The 20,938-nt window shown below is 74.6% G+C and carries 18 protein-coding genes; 4 read left to right on the top strand and 14 right to left on the bottom strand.

The window, feature by feature from the left end; translation table 11 throughout:
• Positions 1–252 precede the first annotated feature (252 nt).
• Both mutL and pgi read right to left on the bottom strand, forming a co-directional pair.
• Positions 253–2,178: a DNA mismatch repair endonuclease MutL gene (gene mutL / locus FHS88_RS00510; protein ID WP_184480217.1), complete on the bottom strand. Its 1,926-nt coding sequence runs from the start codon at positions 2,176–2,178 to the stop codon at positions 253–255.
• A 76-nt stretch (positions 2,179–2,254) separates the two neighbouring features.
• Entirely contained in the window at positions 2,255–3,892 is a 1,638-nt protein-coding gene (gene pgi, locus FHS88_RS00505) for a glucose-6-phosphate isomerase (RefSeq protein WP_184480215.1), read from the bottom strand.
• 180 nt (positions 3,893–4,072) lie between these two features.
• Between pgi and FHS88_RS00500 the strand changes: the two genes are divergently transcribed.
• On the top strand, positions 4,073–4,726 hold the full coding sequence (locus FHS88_RS00500) for a histidine phosphatase family protein (RefSeq protein ID WP_184480213.1): 654 nt from the start codon (positions 4,073–4,075) through the stop codon (positions 4,724–4,726).
• A gap of 90 nt (positions 4,727–4,816) precedes the next feature.
• On the opposite strand, the gene FHS88_RS21010 is transcribed toward FHS88_RS00500, so the two are convergent.
• The 10 genes from FHS88_RS21010 to FHS88_RS00450 form a co-directional block, all read right to left on the bottom strand.
• Complete coding sequence (locus tag FHS88_RS21010) at positions 4,817–6,070, bottom strand: M16 family metallopeptidase (RefSeq protein ID WP_184480210.1); 1,254 nt, start codon at positions 6,068–6,070, stop codon at positions 4,817–4,819.
• Entirely contained in the window at positions 6,070–7,443 is a 1,374-nt protein-coding gene (locus FHS88_RS00490; protein WP_184480207.1) for a M16 family metallopeptidase, read from the bottom strand. The genes FHS88_RS21010 and FHS88_RS00490 overlap by 1 nt, the downstream gene beginning before the upstream one ends.
• Positions 7,444–7,525: 82 nt before the next feature.
• Positions 7,526–8,098, bottom strand: a complete 573-nt coding sequence (locus FHS88_RS00485) for a DUF3035 domain-containing protein (RefSeq protein WP_184480204.1) — start codon at positions 8,096–8,098, stop codon at positions 7,526–7,528.
• On the bottom strand, positions 8,095–8,592 hold the full coding sequence (gene lspA / locus FHS88_RS00480) for a signal peptidase II (protein WP_184480201.1): 498 nt from the start codon (positions 8,590–8,592) through the stop codon (positions 8,095–8,097). The genes FHS88_RS00485 and lspA overlap by 4 nt, the downstream gene beginning before the upstream one ends.
• The gene (locus tag FHS88_RS00475) at positions 8,589–9,074 is read right to left on the bottom strand and encodes a signal peptidase II (protein WP_184480197.1); all 486 of its coding nucleotides are present in this window, start codon (positions 9,072–9,074) and stop codon (positions 8,589–8,591) included. The genes lspA and FHS88_RS00475 overlap by 4 nt, the downstream gene beginning before the upstream one ends.
• A 31-nt stretch (positions 9,075–9,105) precedes the next feature.
• Positions 9,106–11,907, bottom strand: a complete 2,802-nt coding sequence (ileS, locus tag FHS88_RS00470; protein WP_184480194.1) for an isoleucine--tRNA ligase — start codon at positions 11,905–11,907, stop codon at positions 9,106–9,108.
• Positions 11,908–12,091: 184 nt separating this feature from the next.
• Positions 12,092–12,694: a hypothetical protein gene (locus FHS88_RS00465; RefSeq protein ID WP_184480189.1), complete on the bottom strand. Its 603-nt coding sequence runs from the start codon at positions 12,692–12,694 to the stop codon at positions 12,092–12,094.
• A gap of 192 nt (positions 12,695–12,886) precedes the next feature.
• A complete protein-coding gene (locus FHS88_RS00460; protein ID WP_184480186.1) occupies positions 12,887–13,804 on the bottom strand; it encodes a bifunctional riboflavin kinase/FAD synthetase in 918 nt (305 codons plus the stop codon).
• Between the two features lie 121 nt (positions 13,805–13,925).
• On the bottom strand, positions 13,926–14,507 hold the full coding sequence (locus FHS88_RS00455) for an LOG family protein (RefSeq protein WP_184480183.1): 582 nt from the start codon (positions 14,505–14,507) through the stop codon (positions 13,926–13,928).
• A 5-nt stretch (positions 14,508–14,512) separates the two neighbouring features.
• A complete protein-coding gene (locus FHS88_RS00450; protein ID WP_184480181.1) occupies positions 14,513–14,959 on the bottom strand; it encodes a MaoC family dehydratase in 447 nt (148 codons plus the stop codon).
• Between the two features lie 118 nt (positions 14,960–15,077).
• Here FHS88_RS00450 and FHS88_RS00445 point away from each other — a divergent pair, with 118 nt between their 5' ends.
• Positions 15,078–16,205, top strand: a complete 1,128-nt coding sequence (locus FHS88_RS00445) for a M20 family metallopeptidase (protein WP_184480178.1) — start codon at positions 15,078–15,080, stop codon at positions 16,203–16,205.
• A 139-nt stretch (positions 16,206–16,344) separates the two neighbouring features.
• Here the strand turns inward: FHS88_RS00445 and FHS88_RS00440 are convergent, their stop codons facing one another.
• On the bottom strand, positions 16,345–17,733 hold the full coding sequence (locus FHS88_RS00440; protein ID WP_184480176.1) for a vWA domain-containing protein: 1,389 nt from the start codon (positions 17,731–17,733) through the stop codon (positions 16,345–16,347).
• A gap of 197 nt (positions 17,734–17,930) precedes the next feature.
• Here FHS88_RS00440 and FHS88_RS00435 point away from each other — a divergent pair, with 197 nt between their 5' ends.
• On the top strand, positions 17,931–19,304 hold the full coding sequence (locus FHS88_RS00435; protein WP_184480172.1) for an MBOAT family O-acyltransferase: 1,374 nt from the start codon (positions 17,931–17,933) through the stop codon (positions 19,302–19,304).
• A complete protein-coding gene (locus tag FHS88_RS00430; protein WP_184480169.1) occupies positions 19,279–20,334 on the top strand; it encodes a hypothetical protein in 1,056 nt (351 codons plus the stop codon). The genes FHS88_RS00435 and FHS88_RS00430 overlap by 26 nt, the downstream gene beginning before the upstream one ends.
• On the opposite strand, the gene FHS88_RS00425 is transcribed toward FHS88_RS00430, so the two are convergent.
• A complete protein-coding gene (locus tag FHS88_RS00425; protein ID WP_184480166.1) occupies positions 20,324–20,872 on the bottom strand; it encodes a cytochrome b in 549 nt (182 codons plus the stop codon). The two genes, FHS88_RS00430 and FHS88_RS00425, sit on opposite strands and share 11 nt — an antisense overlap.
• Between the last annotated feature and the right edge of the window lie 66 nt (positions 20,873–20,938).

The following is a 20,938-nucleotide window of genomic DNA, read 5'->3' as shown; positions in this document are numbered from 1 at the left end:
CGCGCGAGAAGCATCGCGACGATGCCCGGCGGCGGAATCGTCATCCTGTGCGTGCCGGGCATGCGCCCGCATGATGTCCCGCCGGCAACGGGACTTCGTTCTGCGCGGGGCCGCCCCGCCAGCCCCGTGCGCGATGCCAGCGGACAAAACTTCGACCTTTCGTCCGCCGGCCTCACCTCCTGCTTCCGCAGCCGGCCGCCCCGCCCGGCCCGCGCGCGATACCGGGGCCGGAAGTCGAGCCGCCCGCCAGCATCACCGCCGCCCGAACATCCGCTCCAGCGCCGCCGCGTCGAGCCGGAGCACGGTGGGCCTGCCGTGGCTGCATGTTGCGGCGCGCGGCGTCGCCTCCATCGCGCGCAGCAGCGCGTCCATCTCCGCGGGCGCGAGGCGGCGGCCCGCGCGCACGCTGCCATGGCAGGCAAGGCGCGCCACCGCGGCGTCGAGGCGGCGTTGCAGCGAGGCGGCCTCCCCGAGTTCGGCGAGTTCCTCGGCCAGATCCCTGAGCAGCGGCGCGGGGTCGGGCGCGCCCAGCAGCGCGGGCAGGGCGCGCACCAGCACGGCGGCGCCGCCGAAGGATTCGATCTCGAGGCCGAGCCGCGCCAGCGCCTCCGCCTCGGCCAGCAGGCGCGCCGCGTCGGCGGGCGGCAGGTCCACCACGGCCGGCAGCAGCAGCGGCTGGGCGCGCACCCCGCCCTCGAGGAGCTGCGCGGCGAGGGCCTCATGCGTCAGGCGCTCATGCGCGGCGTGCTGGTCCACCAGGATCAGCGCGCCGTCCGGCGCTTCGGCGAGGATGTAGGTCTCGAGGATCTGGGCGAGCGCGCGGCCGAGCGGCTGCGCCTCGGGCGCGCGCTCCGGCTGGGCGGCGGGGCGCGGCGGCGGGGGCGCGAGGCCGAGGGCGCGCTGGAGGGCCGGTGCATGCGGCACGGCGGCGGGCAGGGCCTCGGCGAAGCCCGGCGGGGCGGGCCAGGCGGCGGCCGGCCAGGAATGCCCGGCGGCGGGCGAGGCATCCTGCCGGTCTGCCGCGGGGGCGCCCGCCTCTGTTGCGGCGGGCCAGGCCGGCGCGGCGGGGCTCCAGGCGTCTCCGGCGCGCCCCGGCTGCCCGCCCGGCGCGGCCCAGCCGCGCCCGTCGGCGGGCACGAAGCCCGGCACCGCCACCGCCGCGCCGGCGCCGACCGCCAGCGCCCGGCGCAGCGCGTTGATCAGCGTGCCGCGCACCGAATCGGCCTCGCGGAAGCGCAGCTCGGTCTTCATCGGATGGACGTTCACGTCCACGCTCTCGGGCGGGAGGTCGAGGAACAGCGCGGCGGCGGGGTGGCGGCCCTGGCCGATCACGTCCCGGTAGGCGACGCGCAGCGCCACGCGCAGCAGCGGGTCGCGCACCGGCCGGCGGTTCACCACGAGATGCTGCCCCGCCGTGGTCGGGCGCGTGTAGGAGGGCAGGGCGGCGAGGCCGCGCAGGTCGAGGGCGATGCCCACCGCCTCCACCGGCACCGCGGCGGCGGCGAAATCGGGGCCGAGCACCTGGCGGATGCGGCTTTCCCAGTCGGTCGCGGGCAGGTTCAGCGCCTCCCGCCCATCCGCCTCGACGCGGAAGGCGACGGCGGGCCAGGCGAGCGCGAGGCGGCGGACGGCCTCGATGGCGTGCTCGGCCTCGGTGCGCGGCTGGCGGAGGAACTTGCGCCGGGCGGGGGTGGCGAAGAAGAGGTCGCGCACCTCGACCCGCGTGCCCGGCGCGCCGGCGGCCGGGGTGACGGGCCCGACGCGCCCGCCCTCCACCGTGATGCGGTGCGCCGCCCCGCCCGGGGGGCGGGAGGTGATGGACAGCCGCGCCACCGCGCCGATGGAGGGCAGCGCCTCGCCCCGGAAGCCGAGGGTGGCGATGCGGAACAGCGTCGCCTCCTCGGGCAGTTTGGAGGTGGCGTGGCGTTCCACCGCCAGCGCGAGGTCGGCGGTGCCCATGCCGTGCCCGTCATCCTCGACCAGGATGCGGTCCATCCCGCCGCCTTCGAGCAGCACGGCGACGCGCGCCGCCCCGGCATCGAGGGCGTTCTCGACCAGTTCCTTCACGGCCGCGGCGGGGCGCTCCACCACCTCGCCGGCGGCGATGCGGTTGGCCGTGGTCTCGGACAGGCGACGGATGACCGGGCGCGGGGGCGACTCGGTCTCGGCGGCGGACATGGGCGAAGCCTAGCACGCGCGGCGCCGGGCTTCCCCCCGCCGGGCCGCCGGCAGCCGCGCCGCCCCGCTCGCGCGCCTAGGGTTGCGCGGCGAGCCGCCCGATCTCCGCGACCAGCGCCGCGGTCGCCGGGTCCTTCGCCCTGGCGCGGCCCTCCAGCGCCGCGAGCGTGCCGCCCGCGAGCTGCTTGCCCAGCTCCACGCCCCACTGGTCGAAGGGGTTGATGCCCCACAGCGCGCCGAGACAGGCGACCTTGTGCTCGTAGAGCGCGACGAGCTGGCCGAGCGTGCCGGGATCGAGGCGCGGCAGCAGGATGGTGACGCTCGGCCGGTCGCCGGTGAAGACGCGGTGCGGCAGCAGGCGGGCGATTTCCGCCTCCGCCGCGCCGGCGGCGCGCATCTCGGCGGCCACGGCGGCGGCGTCCTTGCCGTGCAGCAACGCCTCGGCCTGGGCGAGGCCGTTGGCGAGCAGCGTGCGGTGGCTCTCCGCATGGGGGTGGTCGGGCCGCGCGACCAGGATGAAGTCCACCGGCACCGGGCGCGGGCCCTGGTGGATGAGCTGCATGAAGGAATGCTGCGCGTTGGTGCCGGGCTCGCCGAAGACGACGGGCCCGGTGGCGCGCGGCGCGGGCGTGCCGTCGGCGCGGACGGCCTTGCCGAGGCTCTCCATCTCGAGCTGCTGGAGATGGGCGGGGAAGCGCGCGAGCCGCTCGTCATAGGGCAGCACGGCGCGCGCGGGATAGCCGAGGCCGTTGACATGCCAGACCTCGGCGAGCGCGAGCAGCAGGGGCAGGTTGCGCCCGGGGGCGGCGGTCAGCGCGTGCTCGTCCATCATGCGCGCGCCGGCCAGCAGCCGGGCGAAGGCCTCCCAGCCCAGCGCCAGCGCCAGCGACAGGCCGATCGCGCTCCACATCGAGAAGCGCCCGCCCACCCAGTCGCGGAAGCCGAAGACGCGGTCGGGGGCGATGCCGAAGGCGGCGGTCGCCTCGAGGTTGGTCGAGAGCGCGGCGAGATGCGCGCCGGCGCAGGCCTCCCCCAGCGCCTGGGCGAGCCAGGCGCGGGCGAGGGCGGCATTGGCCATCGTCTCCTGCGTCGTGAAGGTCTTGGAGGCGACGAGGACCAGCGTGCGCGCGGGATCGAGCCGGGCGCGGATCTCCTCGAAGGCATGGGCGTCCACATTGGCGAGGTAGTGCGCGCGCATCGGCGCGACCGGCGTCCAGAGCGCGCGCGCGGCCATGGCCGGGCCGAGGTCGGAGCCGCCGATGCCGATGTTCAGCACGTCGGTGAAGCGCGCCCCGGTCGCGCCGCGCAGCGTGCCGTCATGCACCTGCGCGGTGAAGCGGCGCATGGCGGCGAGTGTGCCGTGCACGGCGGCGGAGGCGTCCTCCTCGCCCGCGCGCATGCGCACGCCCTCGGGCGCGCGCAGGGCCATGTGCAGCGCGGCGCGGCGCTCGGTGGCGTTCACCGCCTCCCCCCGCGCCATGGCGGCGAGGAAGCCGGGCGCGCCGGTGGCCTCGGCGAGCGCGAGCAGGGCCTCGAGCACGGCCGGGGAGACGGCGCTGCGCGAGAGGTCGAGCAGGATATCCCCCGCCCGGTGGGTCATGCGGGCGGCGCGGTCGGGGTCGGCGGCAAAGAGGGCGCGGATGGCGCCCGCGCCGGGTTCGCGGGCGAGGCGGTCGAGTTCGGCCCAGGCGGCATCCGCGTGCGTGTCCGGCATCGTTCTCCCTTTCCACGGCGTGAGGGCGGCGGGCCCCGAGCCGGACCCGGGGAAGCGGGCGGGGCGGCCGCGCGCGGACCCTTGCCCTGTCACCCGGCCGGCGGAGGCCGCGCCGTCATCAGCCTTACGCCATTGTGCCACGGGGTTGGCGGCGCGTCAGACCGGGGGCACATCCCGCGCATGAGGCGTCGTCCCGTCCTGGTCCTGGCTGCGCTCCTCGCCCTGCCCGCGCCGGCGGGGGCGGAGCGCCTGCGCGCGATGGTGCCCGAATCGGCCGAGGGCGCGGCGCTGGTCGCGGCGCTGCGCGGCGGCGGGCATGTGCTGTTCTTCCGCCATGCCGACACGCGCGGGGAGAACTGCGACATCACCTACCGCATCGGCGACCGCGCCGGGCAGCGCAACATCTCGGCCGAGGGGCGGGCGCAGTCGGCGCGGATCGGCCAGAGGCTCGCCGCGCTCGGCGTGCCGGTGGCCTTCCCGGTGCTGGCGGGGCCGGTCTATCGCGCCCGGGACACGGCCGAGCACGCCTTCGGCGCGGCGCGGGTGCGGGTGACGGACGGGCTGCTGGCCGACGACTATGCCGGGCCGCGCCTCTCCTGGGTGCTGGCCGAGCACCGGCGGCTCTTCGCCGAGCCGGTGCCGGCGGGGGTGAACCGCGTGCTGGTGGGCCACCGGACGCCGGCGATCATGGTGGCGGGCGATGCGGTGGGCGGCCGCGCCTTCCCCGAGGGCGCGGCGCTGGTGATCGCGCCCGGCGGGCCGGACGGATTCCGGGTGCTGGGCATCCTGGAGCTCGCGCCGCTGCCGGGGGGCGGCTTCCACGATTGCGGCTGATTGCCCGCCTCCGCCAGGTTCGGCCCTGCCCTGCCGGCCATCGGGGCCGCGTGTGGCGCGCGGCGGCCCCGCCGGCCCCGCGCGCCGTGCTTACAGCCCCACGGGCTGCCCCGCGATGGTCACGGCCAGCGCCTCGGGCTTGAGCAGCGAGGCCGCCACGCGCCTGGCCTCGGCGGCGGTGATGGCCTCGAGCCGCGCGGTGCGGCCGTTCAGCCAGTCGAGCGGACGGTCGTTCCGCCGCATCGCCAGCAGCGTGGCGGCGATGCGCCGGCTGTCGGTGAACTGCAGCGGCAGCGAGCCGGTGAGATAGGCGACCGCCTCCTCCACCTCGGCGGCGCTCGGGCCCTGCGCGGCGAGCTCGGCCCAGACCGCCTTGGAGACCTCCAGCGCCTCGGCGACGCGGGCATTCTCGGTGGCGAAGGCGCCGGTGATGACGCCACCGCGGAACAGCGTGTCGAGGCCGACGCCAATGCCGTAGGTCAGGCCGCGCTGCACGCGCACCGCCTCCATCAGCCGGGAGGAGAAGCCGCCCCCGCCGAGGATGCGCAGCACGACCTGCGCGGCCTCCCAGTCCGGGTCCTGCGGGGGGATGCCGGGCTGGCCGATCACCACCTGGGACTGCGGCGCGGCCACCGGCACCACGCTGCGCCCGAAGGAGGCGAAGGCGGGCAGCGGCGGCGGCGCCTCGGGCGCGCCCTCGGCCAGCGGGCCGAAGAGCTCGGCGAGCAGCCGCGCCAGCGCCTCCGGGCGGATGGCGCCGGAGGCGGCGACGAGCAGCCCGTCGCGGCGGATCTGCCCGGCAAGCGCGGCGCGGATGGCCTCGGGCGGCACGGCGGCGAGGCTCTCCGCCGTGCCGGTGGCCGGGCGCCCGGCCGGATGGCCCGGGAAGGCGGCGGCCCAGAAGGCGCGCCCGGCCTGGCCGCGCGGGGATTCGAGCGCCTGCCGCGCGGCGGCCACGGCGCGGGCGCGGACCCGCTCCAGCGCCTCGGCGTCGAGGCGCGGGGCGGTCATGGCGAGGCGGGCGAGGCGCAGTGCCTCGGGCAGCGCGTCCGCGAGGCAGCGGAAACTGCCCTCGAAACTGTCCCGCCCGGCGGTGAAGCCGAGCTGGATGGCCGAATCCCGCAGCGCATCGGCGAAGGCGAGGGCCGGCATGTCCCCCGCCCCCTCGGTGAGCATGGCGGCGGCCAGCGCCGCGGTGCCCTCCCCGCCCGCGGGGTCGAGCGCCGCCCCGCCCGGCCAGGACCAGGCGAGGGAGACGACCGGCACGGTATGGTCCTCGACCAGCCAGGCGGAGTGGCGGCCGGCCTCGACGACCTGGATGGGCAGGGTGAAGGGGGCGGCCATCACGCGGCCTCCGGCAGCAGCCAGCCGGTGGTGTTCGGCGCCGCGCCGAGCACGGCGCGCGCGGCCTGCTCGACCTGCTCGCGCGTCACGGCGCGCAGGCGGGCGGGCCAGAACTCCACCACATCGGCGGGCAGCCCGATGGCGAGGACGCCGCCCAGCATGCGCGGCGCGGCGCCGAAGGAATCGAGCGCCAGCAGCGCGCCGGCGGAGAGCTGGCGGGTCGAGCGCGCCACCTCGGCCTCGGTCGGGCCGTCCTGCAGCAGGCGGGCGAGCACGGCGGCGGCCTCCTGTTCCAGCCGCTCGGGGCTGACGCCGCGGCGGGGCATGGCCCAGAAGGTGAACTCCGTGATGCCCGATGCCTCCCCGTCATAGGAGGCGCCGGCGGCGACCGCGAGGCCGGCCTCGACCAGGGCGGCATGGAGCCGCGAGCCCTGCCCGCTGCCGAGCAGATGGGCCAGCACCTCGAGCGGCAGGGCGTGGCGCGCCTCGGGCGTGGTGAGCGAGGGGGCCTTCCAGGCGCGCATCATCACCGCCTCGCGCGCCTGAGGGTCGCGGCGGAGCAGGCGTGGCTCGTGCGGGAGGTCCGCCGGGACGGGGCGCGCCCTGCCGGCCCCGGGGCGGGCGGGGGCGCGGCCGTAATGCTCCTCGACCAGCGCACGCAGCAGCCCCTCCTCCACCGCGCCGGCGATGACGAGCGTGGCGTTGGAGGGCGCGTAGAAGCGGTCGTAGAAGCCCAGCAGGTCGTCGCGGGTGGTGGCGCGGATCTCCTCCTCCCAGCCGATGATCGGCCGGCCGGGCCAGGATTGCGGGCCCCAGAGCGCGGCGCGGAAGGCCTCCCCGAAGCGGCCGCGGGGGGTGCTGTCGGTGCGCTGGCGGCGCTCCTCGAGGATGACGTTGCGCTCGCTTTCCAACTCGTCCTGCGGGATCAGCGCGGCGGCGAAGCGGTCGGCCTCCATCGCCATGACGAGCGGCAGGCGGGAGGCCTCGACCTGCTGGAAGTATGCGGTCACGTCGCGCGAGGTGAAGGCGTTGTCGTTGCCGCCTTCGCGCGAGACGCGGCGGGAGAAGGCGCCCGAGGGAACGTTCGGGCTGCCCTTGAACATCATGTGCTCGAGGAAATGCGCCACGCCCGAGCGGCCGGGCGGGTCCTCCCCGCCGCCGGCGGCGTAGTAGAGATACTGCGCGACCACCGGGGCGCGGCGGTTCTCGACGAAGGCGACCGAGAGGCCGTTCGGCAGCCGCCAGAGCCTGGCGCCGAACAGCGGGCGGTCGGCCGCGGGGGCCGGCGCCTGGGCGGCGGCGCGGCCGAGCGGCGTGGCGGCGATGGCCGCGGCGGCCGCGGCGAGGGTGTGGCGTCGGGTGATGAGCGGCATGTCCGGGCAGATGGGGCCGCGCCCCCGGCAGGGGAAGCGGCCCTACGAAACCGTAAGGCGACGGCGGACCTGCCGCCGCCCCTCAGAAGCCGAGGCGTTCCAGCAGGCTGCGCTGGCGCGGCTGGACCACCGGCGTCGCGCCGGCCCCGGCGTCGCGGCCGAGGGCGGCGTTCTCGCGCAGGCGCTGGGCCTCGCGCTCGGGGTCCACGGCGGTGCCGGGCGGCGGCGGGTCGCGCCAGAAGATCAGCCGGTCCGCGAGGGTGCGGCTCGGCTGGTCGAGGCGCAGGCTCTCCTCGTCCACGCGGCGGCGGATGTCGTCCGGCACGTCGGGGCCGGCGCGCTGGAGCAGGGCCGTCTCGCCCACGCTCTGGCGCACGCCCGGGGCGCGGCGCGGGTCGTCGAGCGAGAGGCCGGGGACCAGCAGCGCCTCGGCCTGTTCGCGGGCTGAGCGTTCCTGCGGGCGCGGCGCGCCGGGGCGCGGCGTGGGCAGGGTGGTCATGTCCGGCGGCATGGAGAGCGGCGCGCGGGTGGTGACCTGGAATTCGTCCGGCGCGTCGCGCACCAGCCCCAGGCTGCGGGCGGTGTTGTCGCCGCAGGCCGGCAGGAGCGCGGCCAGGGCGAGCGCGGCGAGGGTGGGGGACAGGCGCTTCCTCATGGCCCCTCCTTAGGCCCGGGCTTGGGCCGGAACAAGGCATCCGCGACCAGGGCGGCGACGCCGCAGACGATGGCGGCGTCCGCCACGTTGAACACATACCAGTGCCAGCCCCAGGCGTGGGCATCCACGAAATCCACCACCGCGCCGAAACGGATGCGGTCGATGACATTGCCGACCGCCCCGCCCACCACCGCGCCGAGGGCGATGGCGGTCAGCCGGTTCTCGGCCCGCGCCATCCAGCGCAGCAGGAAGGCGGCAATGGCCGCGGCGAGCAGCGCCAGCGCGAGGTGATGCCACGACCCCTCGCCCGAGAGCAGGCCGAAGGTGACACCCCGGTTCCACACCATGGTGAGGTCGAGCCCGAACGGCCCGGCCGAGAGCAGCGGGATGTGCTGCACCGCGGGCAGGCGGGCCACTTCCAGGATCCACCACTTGCTCGCCTGGTCGGCGGCGAGGATGCCGGCGGCGACCGGCAGGCCGAGGCGCAGGCTCATGCGGCGGCCCTGCCGGTCAGGGCGTGGGTGGCGGCCCAGCCGATCATCAGCGCCGCGCCGCCGATGATGGCGAGGTCGGCGAGGTTGATGGCGATGCCGATGTCGCCGCGGCGGATCACGAGGTAGTCCACCACCGAGCCGAGGCGCATCCGGTCCGCGAGGTTGCTCGCCGCCCCGCCGACCACGAGGCCGCGGCCGATGTTCAGCAGCACGCGGCGCGAGCCGACCATGCGCAGCAGCATGACCACGGCGACGAGCACGACCAGCGTGAGCACCATGAACTGCGGCCAGCCGCCCGCGGGCAGCAGCGTGCCGAGGAAGATCCCCGGATTGTGCACGAGGGCGAGGCTGAGGCCGAAGGGCATGCCCTCGGGCAGCGGCAGCGGCCAGCCGGGCGGGGGCGGCGCGGCGGCGATGGCCCAGAGCTTCGCCGCCTGGTCGGGCAGGGCGACGGCCAGCGCGGCGAGAAGACCCGCGCGCAAGGTCAGGCGGCCCGCGGCGCGCGCGGGCGCCTCATGCCTGCGACTCCACCGCATCCTCGCAGCGCAGGCAGAGGGTGGGGTGTTTCGCGGACCTGCCGACCTCGGGCAGGACGCGCCAGCAGCGCGCGCATTTCGCCCCGGGCGCGGGGGCGAAGGCGGCGGAGGGCGCGGCACCCTCCGGCGCGGCCAGCACCGCGAAGCCGGAGGTGATCGCCACCTCCGCCCAGGCTTCGGGCGCGAGGAGGCCGGCATCGGGCCCGGCGAGGCAGAGGCCGGGCGCGGCCTGCAGGCTCGAACCGATGGTGCCCGCGGCGCGCGCCTTCTCGAGCTCCGCCGTCACCAGGCCGCGCAGCTCGCGGATGCGCGCCCATTTCGCCGCCAGCGCCTCGTCCTTCCAGCCTTCGGGGACGAACATGAAGTCGAGCAGGTGGACGCTGCCTTCCTCGTCCGGGAAGCGGGCGAGCCAGGCTTCCTCGGCGGTGAAGACCAGCACCGGGGCGAGCCATTTGCACAGGCAGCGGTGCAGCACGTCCAGCACCGTGCGTGCGGCGCGGCGGCGGGCGCTGTCCGGGCGGTCGCAGTAGAGCGCGTCCTTGCGGATGTCGAAGTAGAAGGCGCTGAGGTCGGTGGCGCAGAAATGGTGGATCTCGGGATAGACGCCGGTCCAGTCATGCGTCTCGACCGCGCGGCGGATGCGGGCGTCGAGTTCCGTCAGCCGGTGCAGCACCCAGCGTTCGAGCTCGGGCAGTTCGGCATAGGGCACGGTCTCCGCATCGCTGAACCCGTCCAGGCTGCCGAGCAGCCAGCGCAGCGTGTTGCGGATGCGGCGATAGAGCTCCGCCTGCTGCTTCAGGATTTCGGGGCCGATGCGCTGGTCCTCGGTGACGTCGGTGTTCATCACCCACAGGCGCAGGATGTCCGCGCCGTACTGCTTCAGCACGTCCTGCGGGGCGGTGGTGTTGCCCAGCGACTTCGACATCTTCCGGCCCTGCTCATCGAGCGTGAAGCCGTGCGTCAGCACCGCCTTGAAGGGGGCGACGCCGTTGGTGCCCACGCTTTCGAGCAGCGAGGAATGGAACCAGCCGCGATGCTGGTCGGAGCCCTCGAGATAGAGGTCCGCCGGGAAGGGCAGGCCGCGCTGGCGCAGGACGAAGGCGTGGGTGGAGCCTGATTCGAACCAGACATCCACGATGTCCATCACCTGCTCGTAGAGCGCGGGGTCGCGGTCGGGGCCGAGGAAGCGCGCCGCAGCGCCCGGCTTGTACCAGGCATCCGCGCCCTCGGCGCGGAAGGCCTCGACCACGCGTTCGATGATGGCGGGGTCGCGCAGCGGCTCGCCCGACTGCTTCGACACGAAGACCGGGATCGGCACGCCCCACGCGCGCTGGCGGGAGATGCACCAGTCCGGCCGCGCGGCGATCATGGAATCGAGCCGGTTGCGCCCGGCCTCGGGCACGAAATGCGTGCGCGCGATGGCCTCGCGCGCCTTCGCGCGGATGGCGTTCGCGTCATCCATGCCGATGAACCACTGCGGCGTCGTGCGGAAGATCACCGGCTTCTTGGAGCGCCAGGAATGCGGGTAGGAATGCGTGAGCTTGCCGGTCGCGGCCAGCGTGCCGGCCTCGCGCATCGCCGCGTAGATCGCGGTGTGGGCCTTGAAGACGTGCAGCCCCTCGAAGCCCGGCGCGTGCATGGTGAAGGTGCCGTCGTCGTTCACCGTCTCGGGGATGGGCAGGCCGAACTGCCGGCCGAGGTTGAAGTCGTCCTCGCCATGGCCGGGGGCGATGTGCACGAAGCCGGTGCCGGCCTCGGTGGTGACGAAATCGCCGGGCAGGAGCGGCACGTCGAAATCGTAGCCGCGGCCGCGCAGCGGGTGGGCGGCGATGGCGCCTTCGAGCTCGGCGCCCTTCAGCACGCGGCGGACGGTGTGCGCGCCGATGCCGGCCTCCTTCTCGAAGCCGGGCAGCAGCGGCAGCGCCACCAGCAGCCGGTCGCCGACCTTGAGCAGCGAGCCCTCGGCCACGCCTTCCACATGCAGCAGCGCGTAGTCGACCTCGGGCCCGTAGGCGACGGCGCGGTTGCCCGGCATGGTCCAGGGCGTGGTGGTCCAGATCACCACATCCGCGCCCAGCAGATCCTTCGCGGCCGCCTTCAGGATGCGGAACTTCGCGTGCAGCGTCGGGCTGACATGGTCGTGGTATTCGATCTCGGCCTCGGCGAGAGCGGTCTTTTCCACCGGGCTCCACATCACGGGCCGCAGCCCGCGATAGAGCGAGCCGTTGAGCAGGAACTTGCCGATCTCGCCCGCGATCGCCGCCTCGGAGTCGAAATCCATCGTGGCGTAGCGGTTGGCCCAGTCGCCGAAGACGCCGAGGCGGATGAACTCCTCCCGCTGCACATCGAGCCAGTGCTGCGCATAGGCGCGGCATTCGGCGCGGAAGTCGAGCACCGGCACCGCGTCCTTGTCGCGGCCCTTGGCGCGGTATTCCTCCTCGACCTTCCATTCGATCGGCAGGCCGTGGCAGTCCCAGCCGGGGACGTAGTTCGCATCCTTGCCGGCCATCTGCGCGGCGCGGTTGATGACGTCCTTGAGGATCTTGTTCAGCGCGTGGCCGATATGGAGGTTGCCGTTGGCGTAGGGCGGGCCGTCATGCAGCACGAAGGTCTCGCGGCCCTTCGACTGCGCGCGCAGCCTCTCCCAGATGTTCAGCCGCGCCCAGCGTTCGAGCATGGCGGGCTCGCGCTTCGGCAGGTCGCCCTTCATCGGGAAGGACGTCTTGGGCAGGAAGACGGTGCCGCGATAGTCGCGGGCCTCGGCGGGGCTGTCGGTCATCGGTGCCTGTCTCGGTGCGCCGGGCGCCTGGCGGGATGGGGCGGGCGGCGTGTCGTGGGATGTGCGCGCAGACGGACCCGGCCCTCAGCGGAGGGCCGGGACGGTAATTCGCGCAGGCGCGTTCCAGGCCATGGCCCGCATATGCGGAGGCACCCGGCGGCGCGTCAAGCCGCCTCCGGCGCGGTCAGGGCGCGGCGGCGCGGCTGAGGTGGAGCGGCGGGACGAGGGCGGCGCGGCAGGCCTGGGCCACGGCCGGCCCGCCCGTCGCGGCACCCACGGCGTCGCACAACAAGGGCGCGCGCAGGCGCCAGCCTTCGGTCAGCGGCGGCGGCGGGCCGGCGGCGAAGGCGGGGGGCGCCCCCTCCGGCAAGGCCATGCCGGCGGCAAGGCGCGGGCCGGCGGGGCCGAGGTAGCGCCCGGCCACCTCCTCCTGCGCCGCGGCCAGAGCGGCCGGGCCGGCCTGGCCCACACCGATGGCGACGACGAGACCGGCGCCGACCTGCACGCCCAGGTCCTGCAGCGCACCCAGGACCTCACCCACCTGGTCGCTCTCGCGCAGCGCGCAGCCTTCGGCGGGGCCTGAGGGAAACTCCAGGACGGCGGCCGCTTCCTGCAGCAGGGCGGCCGTCAGGTGGCGCTGCGCGCGAAGGGCGGCATCGTCCTCGGCGAACAGGATGACCGCCGCATCGCCGGCGGACCAGGCTCCGGGCAGGTTCAGCATCAGCAGCCGGGCACAGCCCTGCCCCGCCCCCGCTTGCGCCTGCGCGCGCACCCACAAGAGGCTCACGGCGGCGAATCGGTCCTGCGCTTCGGCGAACTGCGGCGCGGCAAGAACGCAGGGCGCGGCGACCAGGACGCGAATCCCCAAGCTGAGGAGAGGGAACGACCGCATGGCACGCCTCCCGCGTCGGTGAGCGGGCGGAACACTACGCCTGCGCGCCATTCGGCGGTGCGCCTTTTGTCACATGGCGCGCGGGCTTCAACCCAGGGCTGCGCGTGCATCCTCCACATCGCGCGCGATGGCCTCCTTCAGTTCGTCGAGGCCGGCGAACTTCGCGTCGGGGCGCAGGAAGCGGATCAGGCGCACGCCGATCTCCTGGCCATAGAGATCGCCCTCGAAGTCGAAGATGTGGGTCTCGAGCCGCGTCTCGGGATCGCCGCCGAGGGTGGGGCGGCGGCCGACATTCGCCACGCCCTTGGCCTCCCGCCCGCCGGGCAGGCCGACCGTGACCGCATAGACGCCGCGGGCGGGTTCGAGGTGCCGGCCGAGCCAGATGTTCGCGGTGGGCCAGCCGAGCACCCGGCCGAGCTTGTCGCCATGCACGACGGTGCCGCGGATCTCCCACGGGCGGCCGAGCTTCTCGGCGGCGCGGTCGGGGTAGCCGTCCTGCAGCAGGCGGCGGATGCGCGTGGAGGAGATGGGCTCGGATCCGTCGAGCAGCGGGGGCACCACGGTCAGGCCCATGCCGCGGCGCTCGGCCTCGCGCTGGAGGAAGGCGACATCGCCGCCGCGGCGGTGGCCGAAGGCGAAGTCGGGGCCGCAGGCGAGGTGCCGCGCGCCGAGGCCGCGATGCAGGACGTGCTCGACGAAATCCTCCGCCGTCATGGCGGCGAAGGCGTCGTCGAAGGGCAGGGCGAAGACGAAGGTGGCGCCGGCATCCTTGAGCGCCGCCGCCTTGGCGGGCAGGAGCGTGAGGCGGAAGGGCGGATCGTCGGGGCGGAAATGCTCGCGCGGGTGGGGCTCGAAGGTGAGGGCCGCAAGCGGCAGGTCGGGGCGCGCGGCGTGGGCGGCGTGCAGCACGGCGCGGTGGCCGAGATGCACGCCGTCGAGGTTGCCGAGCGCGATGGCCGCGCCCCGGGCCTCCTTCGGGATGTGGTGCCAAGTCTGGATGATCATGCCGCAACCCGGCCCCTTCGGCCCTGTCCCCGATGCCCGGCGCCATGCATCGCCGTCAGTCCCTGAACGTCAAGGAAGGTCGAGGGAGGGCCGGGGGGAGAAGTGCCCTTCTCCCGCCGGCTCACGCCTCCCCTGGCCGGAGCCATCGCGGCACCTCGGGCGGCACGAAGGCGGCGAGCGCGTCGAGCGCGGCCTCGGCATCGGGCGCGAGCATCGCCATGGGGCGCATCTCGGCCCTGAGCAGGCCTTCCGCGACCATGTGGTCGAGCATCGCCATCTGCCGCGACCAGAAGCCCAGCGTGTTGACGAAGACCACGCCCTTGCGGTGGATGCCGAGTTGCAGCCAGGTGAGGGCCTCGACCGCTTCTTCCAGCGTGCCGAAGCCGCCGGGCAGAACGACGAAGCCGTCCGAGAGCTCGGCCATCAGCGCCTTGCGTTCGTGCATGGAGTCCACGATGCGCAGGTCCGCGAGGTCGCGCGCGCCGGCCTCGCGCGCCACCAGCCCGTGCGGGATGATGCCCGTGACCGGCGCCCCGGCGGCCTGCGCGGCGCGGGCGACGATGCCCATCAGCCCCACCGCGCCGCCGCCGAAGACGAGGCCCATGCCGCGCGCGGCGATGGCGCGGCCGAGGGCCTCGGCCTCGCGCGCGTAGTCGGGGCGCGCGCCGGCGGCCGAGCCGCAGAAGACGCATACGCGGCGCATGGGCTCTAGTCCGCCGCCGCCTTCGCGCGGGAGGCGCGGGAGGGCACGGAGACATAGGCCTCGCCCTCCAGCACCGGCTCGCCCCTCACGGTGCAGACGGTGCGCAGGGTGGCGCGGTGCTTCTCGGGGTGCAGGGCCGTCACCTCGACGGTGGCGGTGACGGTCTCGCCGATCTTCACCGGGGCGCGGAAGCGCAGCGACTGGGACATGTAGATGGTGCCGGGGCCGGGGAGCTGGGTGCCGAGCACCTTGGTGATGAGGCCGGCGGCGAGCATGCCGTGGGCGATGCGCTCCTTGAAGATGCTGCCGGCGGCGTATTCGGCATCGAGGTGCATCGGGTTGGTGTCGCCGGTGACGGCGGCGAAGAGGACGATGTCGGCCTCGGTGATGGTCTTGGAGAACCTCGCGGTCAGCCCGACCGAGAGGTCCTCGAAGAAGTAGAGCTCGTACATGGGCGGTGGCGGTCCCCGTTGTGCGCTGCGGCGGGGTCGTTACCGGCGCGGGGCGGGATGGACAAGGGAAAACCCCGCTGCCAGAAGCCGGGGCTTCTTCGCCAAGGGGACAGGTCGCATGCCACGCACCGAGATCGGCACCTCCGAACGCCTGCTCGAGGAACTCAAGGGCTGGGTGCTGCACGAGACGCCGACCACGGACGCGGCCGCGGTGAACGGGCTGATCGGCAAGGCCGAGGCCGAGTTGCGGGCGGTGGGTGCCGCGATCGAGCGCATCCCCGGCCGGGACGGCTACGGCGACACCCTGATCGCGCGCACCCCGGGGGAGGGGCCGCCGGTGGTGGTGGCCGGGCATCTCGACACGGTGTGGGACCACGGCACCCTCGCCTCCTCCATGCCCTGGAGGGTGGAGGGGGAGAAGGCGCATGGCCCCGGCATCTACGACATGAAGGCGGGCTCCTTCTCCGCCTTCCATTCGGTGCGCGAGATCCTGCGCCAGAAGGTGAAGACGAAGCGCCCCATCATCCTGCTGCTGACGCCGGACGAGGAGGTGGGCAGCCCGACCTCCCGCGCGCCGATCGAGCGCGCCGCGACGGGCGCGCGCGCCGTGCTGATCCCGGAACCGGCCGGGGCGGGCGGGGCCTGCGTCACCGCGCGCAAGGGCGTCGGCCGCTTCGTGATGAAGGTGCATGGCGTCTCGGCCCATGCCGGGGGCAACTGGCAGGACGGGCGCTCGGCGGTTGTGCCGCTGGCGCGGAAGATCCTCGAGATCCACGCGCTGACCGACCTCGCCTCCGGCACCACCACCAATGTCGCGCCCATCTGGGGCGGCACGCGCCCGAATGTGGTGCCGCCCGAGGCGGGCTGCGAGATCGACTGCCGCGTCACCTCCGTCCCCGAGGGCGAGCGCATCGAGCGCCTGATCCACGCCATGGCGGGCGAGGCGGATGGCATCCGCATCGAGGTCGAGGGCGGCATGAACCGCCCGCCCATGGTCGAGACGCCGGAGATCGCGGCGCTGCACGAGATGGCCCGCGGCATTGCGGCGAAGCACGGCTACGACCTGCCGAAGATGCATCGCGGCGGCGGCTCGGACGGCAACTTCACCGCGGCGATGGGCATCCCGACGCTCGATGGCCTCGGCTGCACGGGCGCGGGCGCGCATGCGCCCCACGAGCACATCCTCTGGCGCGACCTCGCGCCGCGCTGCGCGACGCTGTGCGAACTGCTCGAGACGATCGAGTGAGGCAAGCGGGCGGAGGGGCCGGCCTTCCGCCCTCCGGCGCCGCGCCGTTGAAGGCACGATCCCAAGGCCCGCAGGACCGGCCTTCCCCTGCGGCCGCTCGCGCGCCCGCCATCCGGCGGGCATGACGACGACGGCTGCGCTATTCGGCGGCGCTGACGGTGATCTCCACCGTCGCCTCGCTCTCGATCTCGGCGAGGGCGTTCCCCTCGCGGCCTTCCTGCTCGGCGGCGATGGCATAGGTCCCCGGGGCGAGGCGGATCATCGCCACCTCCTCCTCCGGACGGTCGTCGAAGACCGGCGTGTCGGCATTCTCCGGCGTGATGGTCACGCGCGGCATGGCCGGGCCGAAGCCCTCGCGGCGGAGGGCGAGGGTGCCGAAGCGGATGGGCAGTCGCAGCACCACCGTCTCGCCGGCGGCGACCTCCGCCTCGGCGGCGGCCTCCGCATTGCCGGTCCGCGCCAGGAGGCCGTGCCGCCCCGCGGGCACCAGGAAAGCGGATCCTGACGGGCGCGCGGCGGTGCCGCGCTGCTCCTCGGGCAGCGGCGCGAGGGGCCGCCATTCGAGGCGGACGCTGTCCGTCACGTCGTGGCCCGAGGGCTCGGTGCGGACATCGGCGACCAGCCAGCCGGCATCGAGGATGATCTCGGCACGGCCGATGCCGCTCGCCTCCAGCGTCACGAGCACGGGCGGGCGGCGGAACAGCGGGGTCTCGGCCTGGACCGTGTAAACGCCTGCGGGCAGGTCGAAGAAGCGGCCGAAGGGGTCGCCATCGGTGGCGATCAGCGTGTCGCCGCGGCGGAGCAGGATGCGCGCCTCGCCATTGATCGGGTCGCACCCCTCGCAGAGGCGCAGGGTGACGGTCAGGCGCGGCGGCGGCACCGGCTCGGCGCGCGGCGCGGCGGCGCGCGGGCCCGGCGCGGATGCGGCGGCGGCGCGGGCCAGGGCTTCCGTCAGCTCGGCGGCGTCGCGGGCGGTGAAGGCACGCCCGCCGGTCGCCTCCGCCATGCAGCGGAGCTGCGCGAGGCCGGTGGGATCGCCGAGCGCGAATGCGATGCCGTGCACCACCAGCCGCGGATTGCCGCGCGCGAGTTCCTGCGCGACGGCGCAGGGGTCGGGGTGGCAGGTCTCGATGCCGTCCGAGACCAGGATGACGCTGCCGCCGGCGGTGCCCAGGGCGGCGGCGGCCTGGCGCAGCGCCTCGGCCATCGGCGTGCGGCCGCGCGGAATGAGGCCGGAGGCGGCGGCGATCACGGCAGCCGGCGCGGCAGCCGGGGGGACAAGGAGTTCGACATCCGCGCAATCCTGCGCGCGCCGGTGGCCATAGGCCACGAGGCCGAGCGGCCGGCCGGCGGGCCAGCGGCCCAGCGCCTCGGCCAGCGCGTCCTGCGCGACGGCGATGCGGGGCCGGTCATCGAGCCGCGCCCACATGGAGCCGGAGGCGTCGAGCACCAGCATGGCCGGCTGGGCGGTTGGGGCGCCGGCGAGCAGCAGCAGGCAGAGGCACGAGGCCGCGACGGTCTTGAGCATGGCGGTTCCGCGGATGGTCCCGCCGTTTTGGACCATGCGCCGCGAAGCCTTGGCAAGGCGGATGCGAGGGCGGTGCCGCGACGCGCATGCCCGCGCCGCCATCGGCATCACCCTGGGCCATCACGACGGATCGCGCCGCGATGACGGCCCGCGGCGGCGGCCTAGGAAGCCTTCCGGGGCCGTGGTAGGGCGGCGCCGTGCTGTTCCAGGGCCAGGCCTTCATCCTGCTGTTCCTGCCGGTGACGCTCGCGCTCTACTACGCCGCGGCCGGCAGCCGTACGCTGCGGCAGATCGTCGCGGTGGCGGCCTCGCTCGTCTTCTACGGCTTCTGGGACGTGCGCTTCGTGCCGCTGCTCGCCGGGCTGACGCTCGCGAACTGGCTGTTCGGCCGCTGGCACATCGCGAACCCCAGGCGCGACTGGGCGGCGATCGGCATCGCGCTGAACCTCGCCACGCTCGGCGTGTTCAAGTTCACCAACTTCTTCGCCGCCTCCTTCGCGGCGGTGCTGGGCGCCACGGCGCCATCCTTCGACATCATCCTGCCGCTCGGCATCTCCTTCTTCACCTTCCAGAAGATCTCCTACCTGATGGACGTGCGGCGGGGGGACCGGCACGCCTACGGGCTGCTCGACTTCTTCATGTTCGTCACCTTCTTCCCGCAACTCGTCGCCGGCCCGATCGTCCGGCACAACGAGATCATCGCGCAGTTCGCCACCGATCCGCGGCGGGCGGAGATGTGGGAGAACCTCTCGCGCGGGCTCGCGCTGTTCTGCATCGGGGCGGCGAAGAAGCTGCTCATCGCGGACCATGTCTCGGAGGTGGCGGACCGGCTCTTCGCGCAGGCCGCGGCGGGGCCGCTCGGCGCGGCGGAAGCCTGGGGCGCGGCCTGGGCCTTCACGCTGCAGATCTACTTCGACTTCTCCGGCTATTCGGACATGGCGATCGGGCTCGCGCTGATGTTCGGGCTGCGCCTGCCCTACAATTTCGACGCGCCCTATCGCGCCACCTCGATCCGCGACTTCTGGCGGCGATGGCACATGACGCTGTCGCGCTTCCTGCGCGACTACCTCTACATCCCGCTCGGCGGGAACCGCGGCGGCGGGCTGCTGCAGGCGCGCAACGTGGTGGTGACCATGCTGCTCGCCGGGCTGTGGCACGGCGCCGCCTGGACCTTCGTGGCCTGGGGCGGGCTGCACGGCGTGGCGCTGGCCATCAATGGCGCCTGGCAGCGCGCGGGGCTGCGGATGCCGGCGGTGATGGGCTGGGCGCTGACGCTGCTGTTCGTGATGGCGGGCTGGGTGCTGTTCCGAGCACCGGATTTCGCCACCGCCATAACCATCTGGCGCGGCATGGCGGGGCTCGAGGGGCTGGGCGGCGTGAAGCTCGACCACCTCGCGGCCTTCCTCGCGGGCAGCGCGGCGGCGCTCCTCGGCCCGACCAGCCAGCAGGCGGCGCTGATGCGGCTGCGCCCCGCCCCTTGGCTCGCGGTGCCGGTGGGCGTCGCGCTGCTGCTCCTCATCCTGCAATCCGGCACCAGGGCGCCCAGTGAGTTCATCTACTTCCAGTTCTGAGGCCGAGACGCCCGCCGCCTGGCGGCGCTTCTTCCTCCGCGCCGTCGCGGCGGCGGCGGCGGGCTGCGCGCTGCTCTACGGCTTCGTCGTGCTGGTGGACCCCTGGGGCGTGCTGCCCTTCCGCATCCCCGCCGAACGGCCGCCGGTCTCGACCAATGCGCGCTATGCCTTCGCCGGCCTGGCGCGGGAGGCGCGCTTCGACGCGGCGATCATCGGCACCTCGACCAGTCGGATGCTGCGGCCGGAGGCGCTGAACGCGCCCTTCGGCGCGCGCTTCGCGAATCTCTCGATGAACGCGGCCACGGCCTACGAACAGTCCCGCGTGCTGGAGGTGTTCCTGCGTCACCGCCGCGCGCCGCGTGCGGTGGTGATCGGCCTCGATCACGTCTGGTGCGAGGCCGGGCCGCTGCAGCGCTACACGCCGCGGCCCTTCCCGGAAGCCTTCTATGCCCGCGCGCCCTGGGGGGCCTACCGGGAGATGCTGTCCTTCTACGCCATCCAGGAGGCGGCGAAGCAGGCGGTGGTGCTGGCGGGCCTGATGCGGCCGCCCTATGGCCGCGACGGCTACACGCGCTTCCTGCCGCCGGAGGAGGCCTATGACGCCGCGCGGGCGGCACGCGGCCTGCCGCCCATCCCGCCCGGCGCGGAGGACCCGCCGCCGCCGCCCGCCTGGCAGGGGGAGATCCCGCCGCTTGCCCTGCTCGCCGAGCGGGTCGCGCAGGTGCCGCATGAGACACGTCTCGTGCTATTGTTCATGCCGCTCTGGCTCGGCGCGCAGGGCGCGCCGGGCAGCGAGGGCGCGGGCCGGATCGCGGCCTGCAAGGCGCGCGTGGCGGAGATCGCGCGCCGGCATCCGAACGCCGTGGTGCTCGACTTCATGCGCGCCAGCCCGATCACGCGGGAGCCGCTGAACTACTGGGACCCGATGCACTACCGCGACGCCATCGCCGAGCGCATCGAGGCGCATCTCTCCCGTGCCGCGCGCGGCGATCCCGGGCCGAGCGAGGACTACGCCATCCTCAGCCGGTAGCGCGGCGGCCGAGGCGCGGCATCATCCGTGCCGCGACATCGTCGCGCCGGACGAAGGCGTGCCACAGCGTCGCCGCGACATGCAGCGCCACGGCGGCGAGCATGGCGTTGGCGAGCAGTTCGTGCACCTCCTTCACCGTGCGGCGCAGGCCGGTGCCCGCGAAGGCGTTGGGTATGGTGAGCAGGCCCAGGACATCGAAAGGCGCGCGGCCGGTCAGCGCCGTCGCGACGCCGCTCAGCGGCAGCGCCACCATCAGGGCGTAGAGCAGGAGGTGCGCGGCCAGGGCGAGGCGCGCCTCCCAATCCGGCGTGCCCTCCGCCGCGCCGGGCGACGGGCCCAGCAGGCGCGCCAGGATGCGCGGCAGCAGCAGCGCCAGCACGCCGAGGCCGAACAGCGCGTGCGTGCCGACAAGGAATGCCCTCCCCGCGCCGCGCGGCAGCATCTCGGCCATTTGCACGCCTGCCCAGGCGAGCAGGATGGCGAGCGCCATCGTCCAGTGCAGAACGATGCTCGGAAGGGAATAGCGGGCCTGGGTCATGGGGCGGTTCTCCTGACCGGAGGACCGCAGCATCGGCACGTCTCGTCCCGATGTCGCTGATGTAAC

Source organism: Neoroseomonas alkaliterrae, from assembly GCF_014199195.1.
Taxonomy (GTDB): domain Bacteria; phylum Pseudomonadota; class Alphaproteobacteria; order Acetobacterales; family Acetobacteraceae; genus Neoroseomonas; species Neoroseomonas alkaliterrae.
Note: the sequence above shows the minus strand (reverse complement) of the source record. Positions and strands in the feature narration are given on the sequence as shown.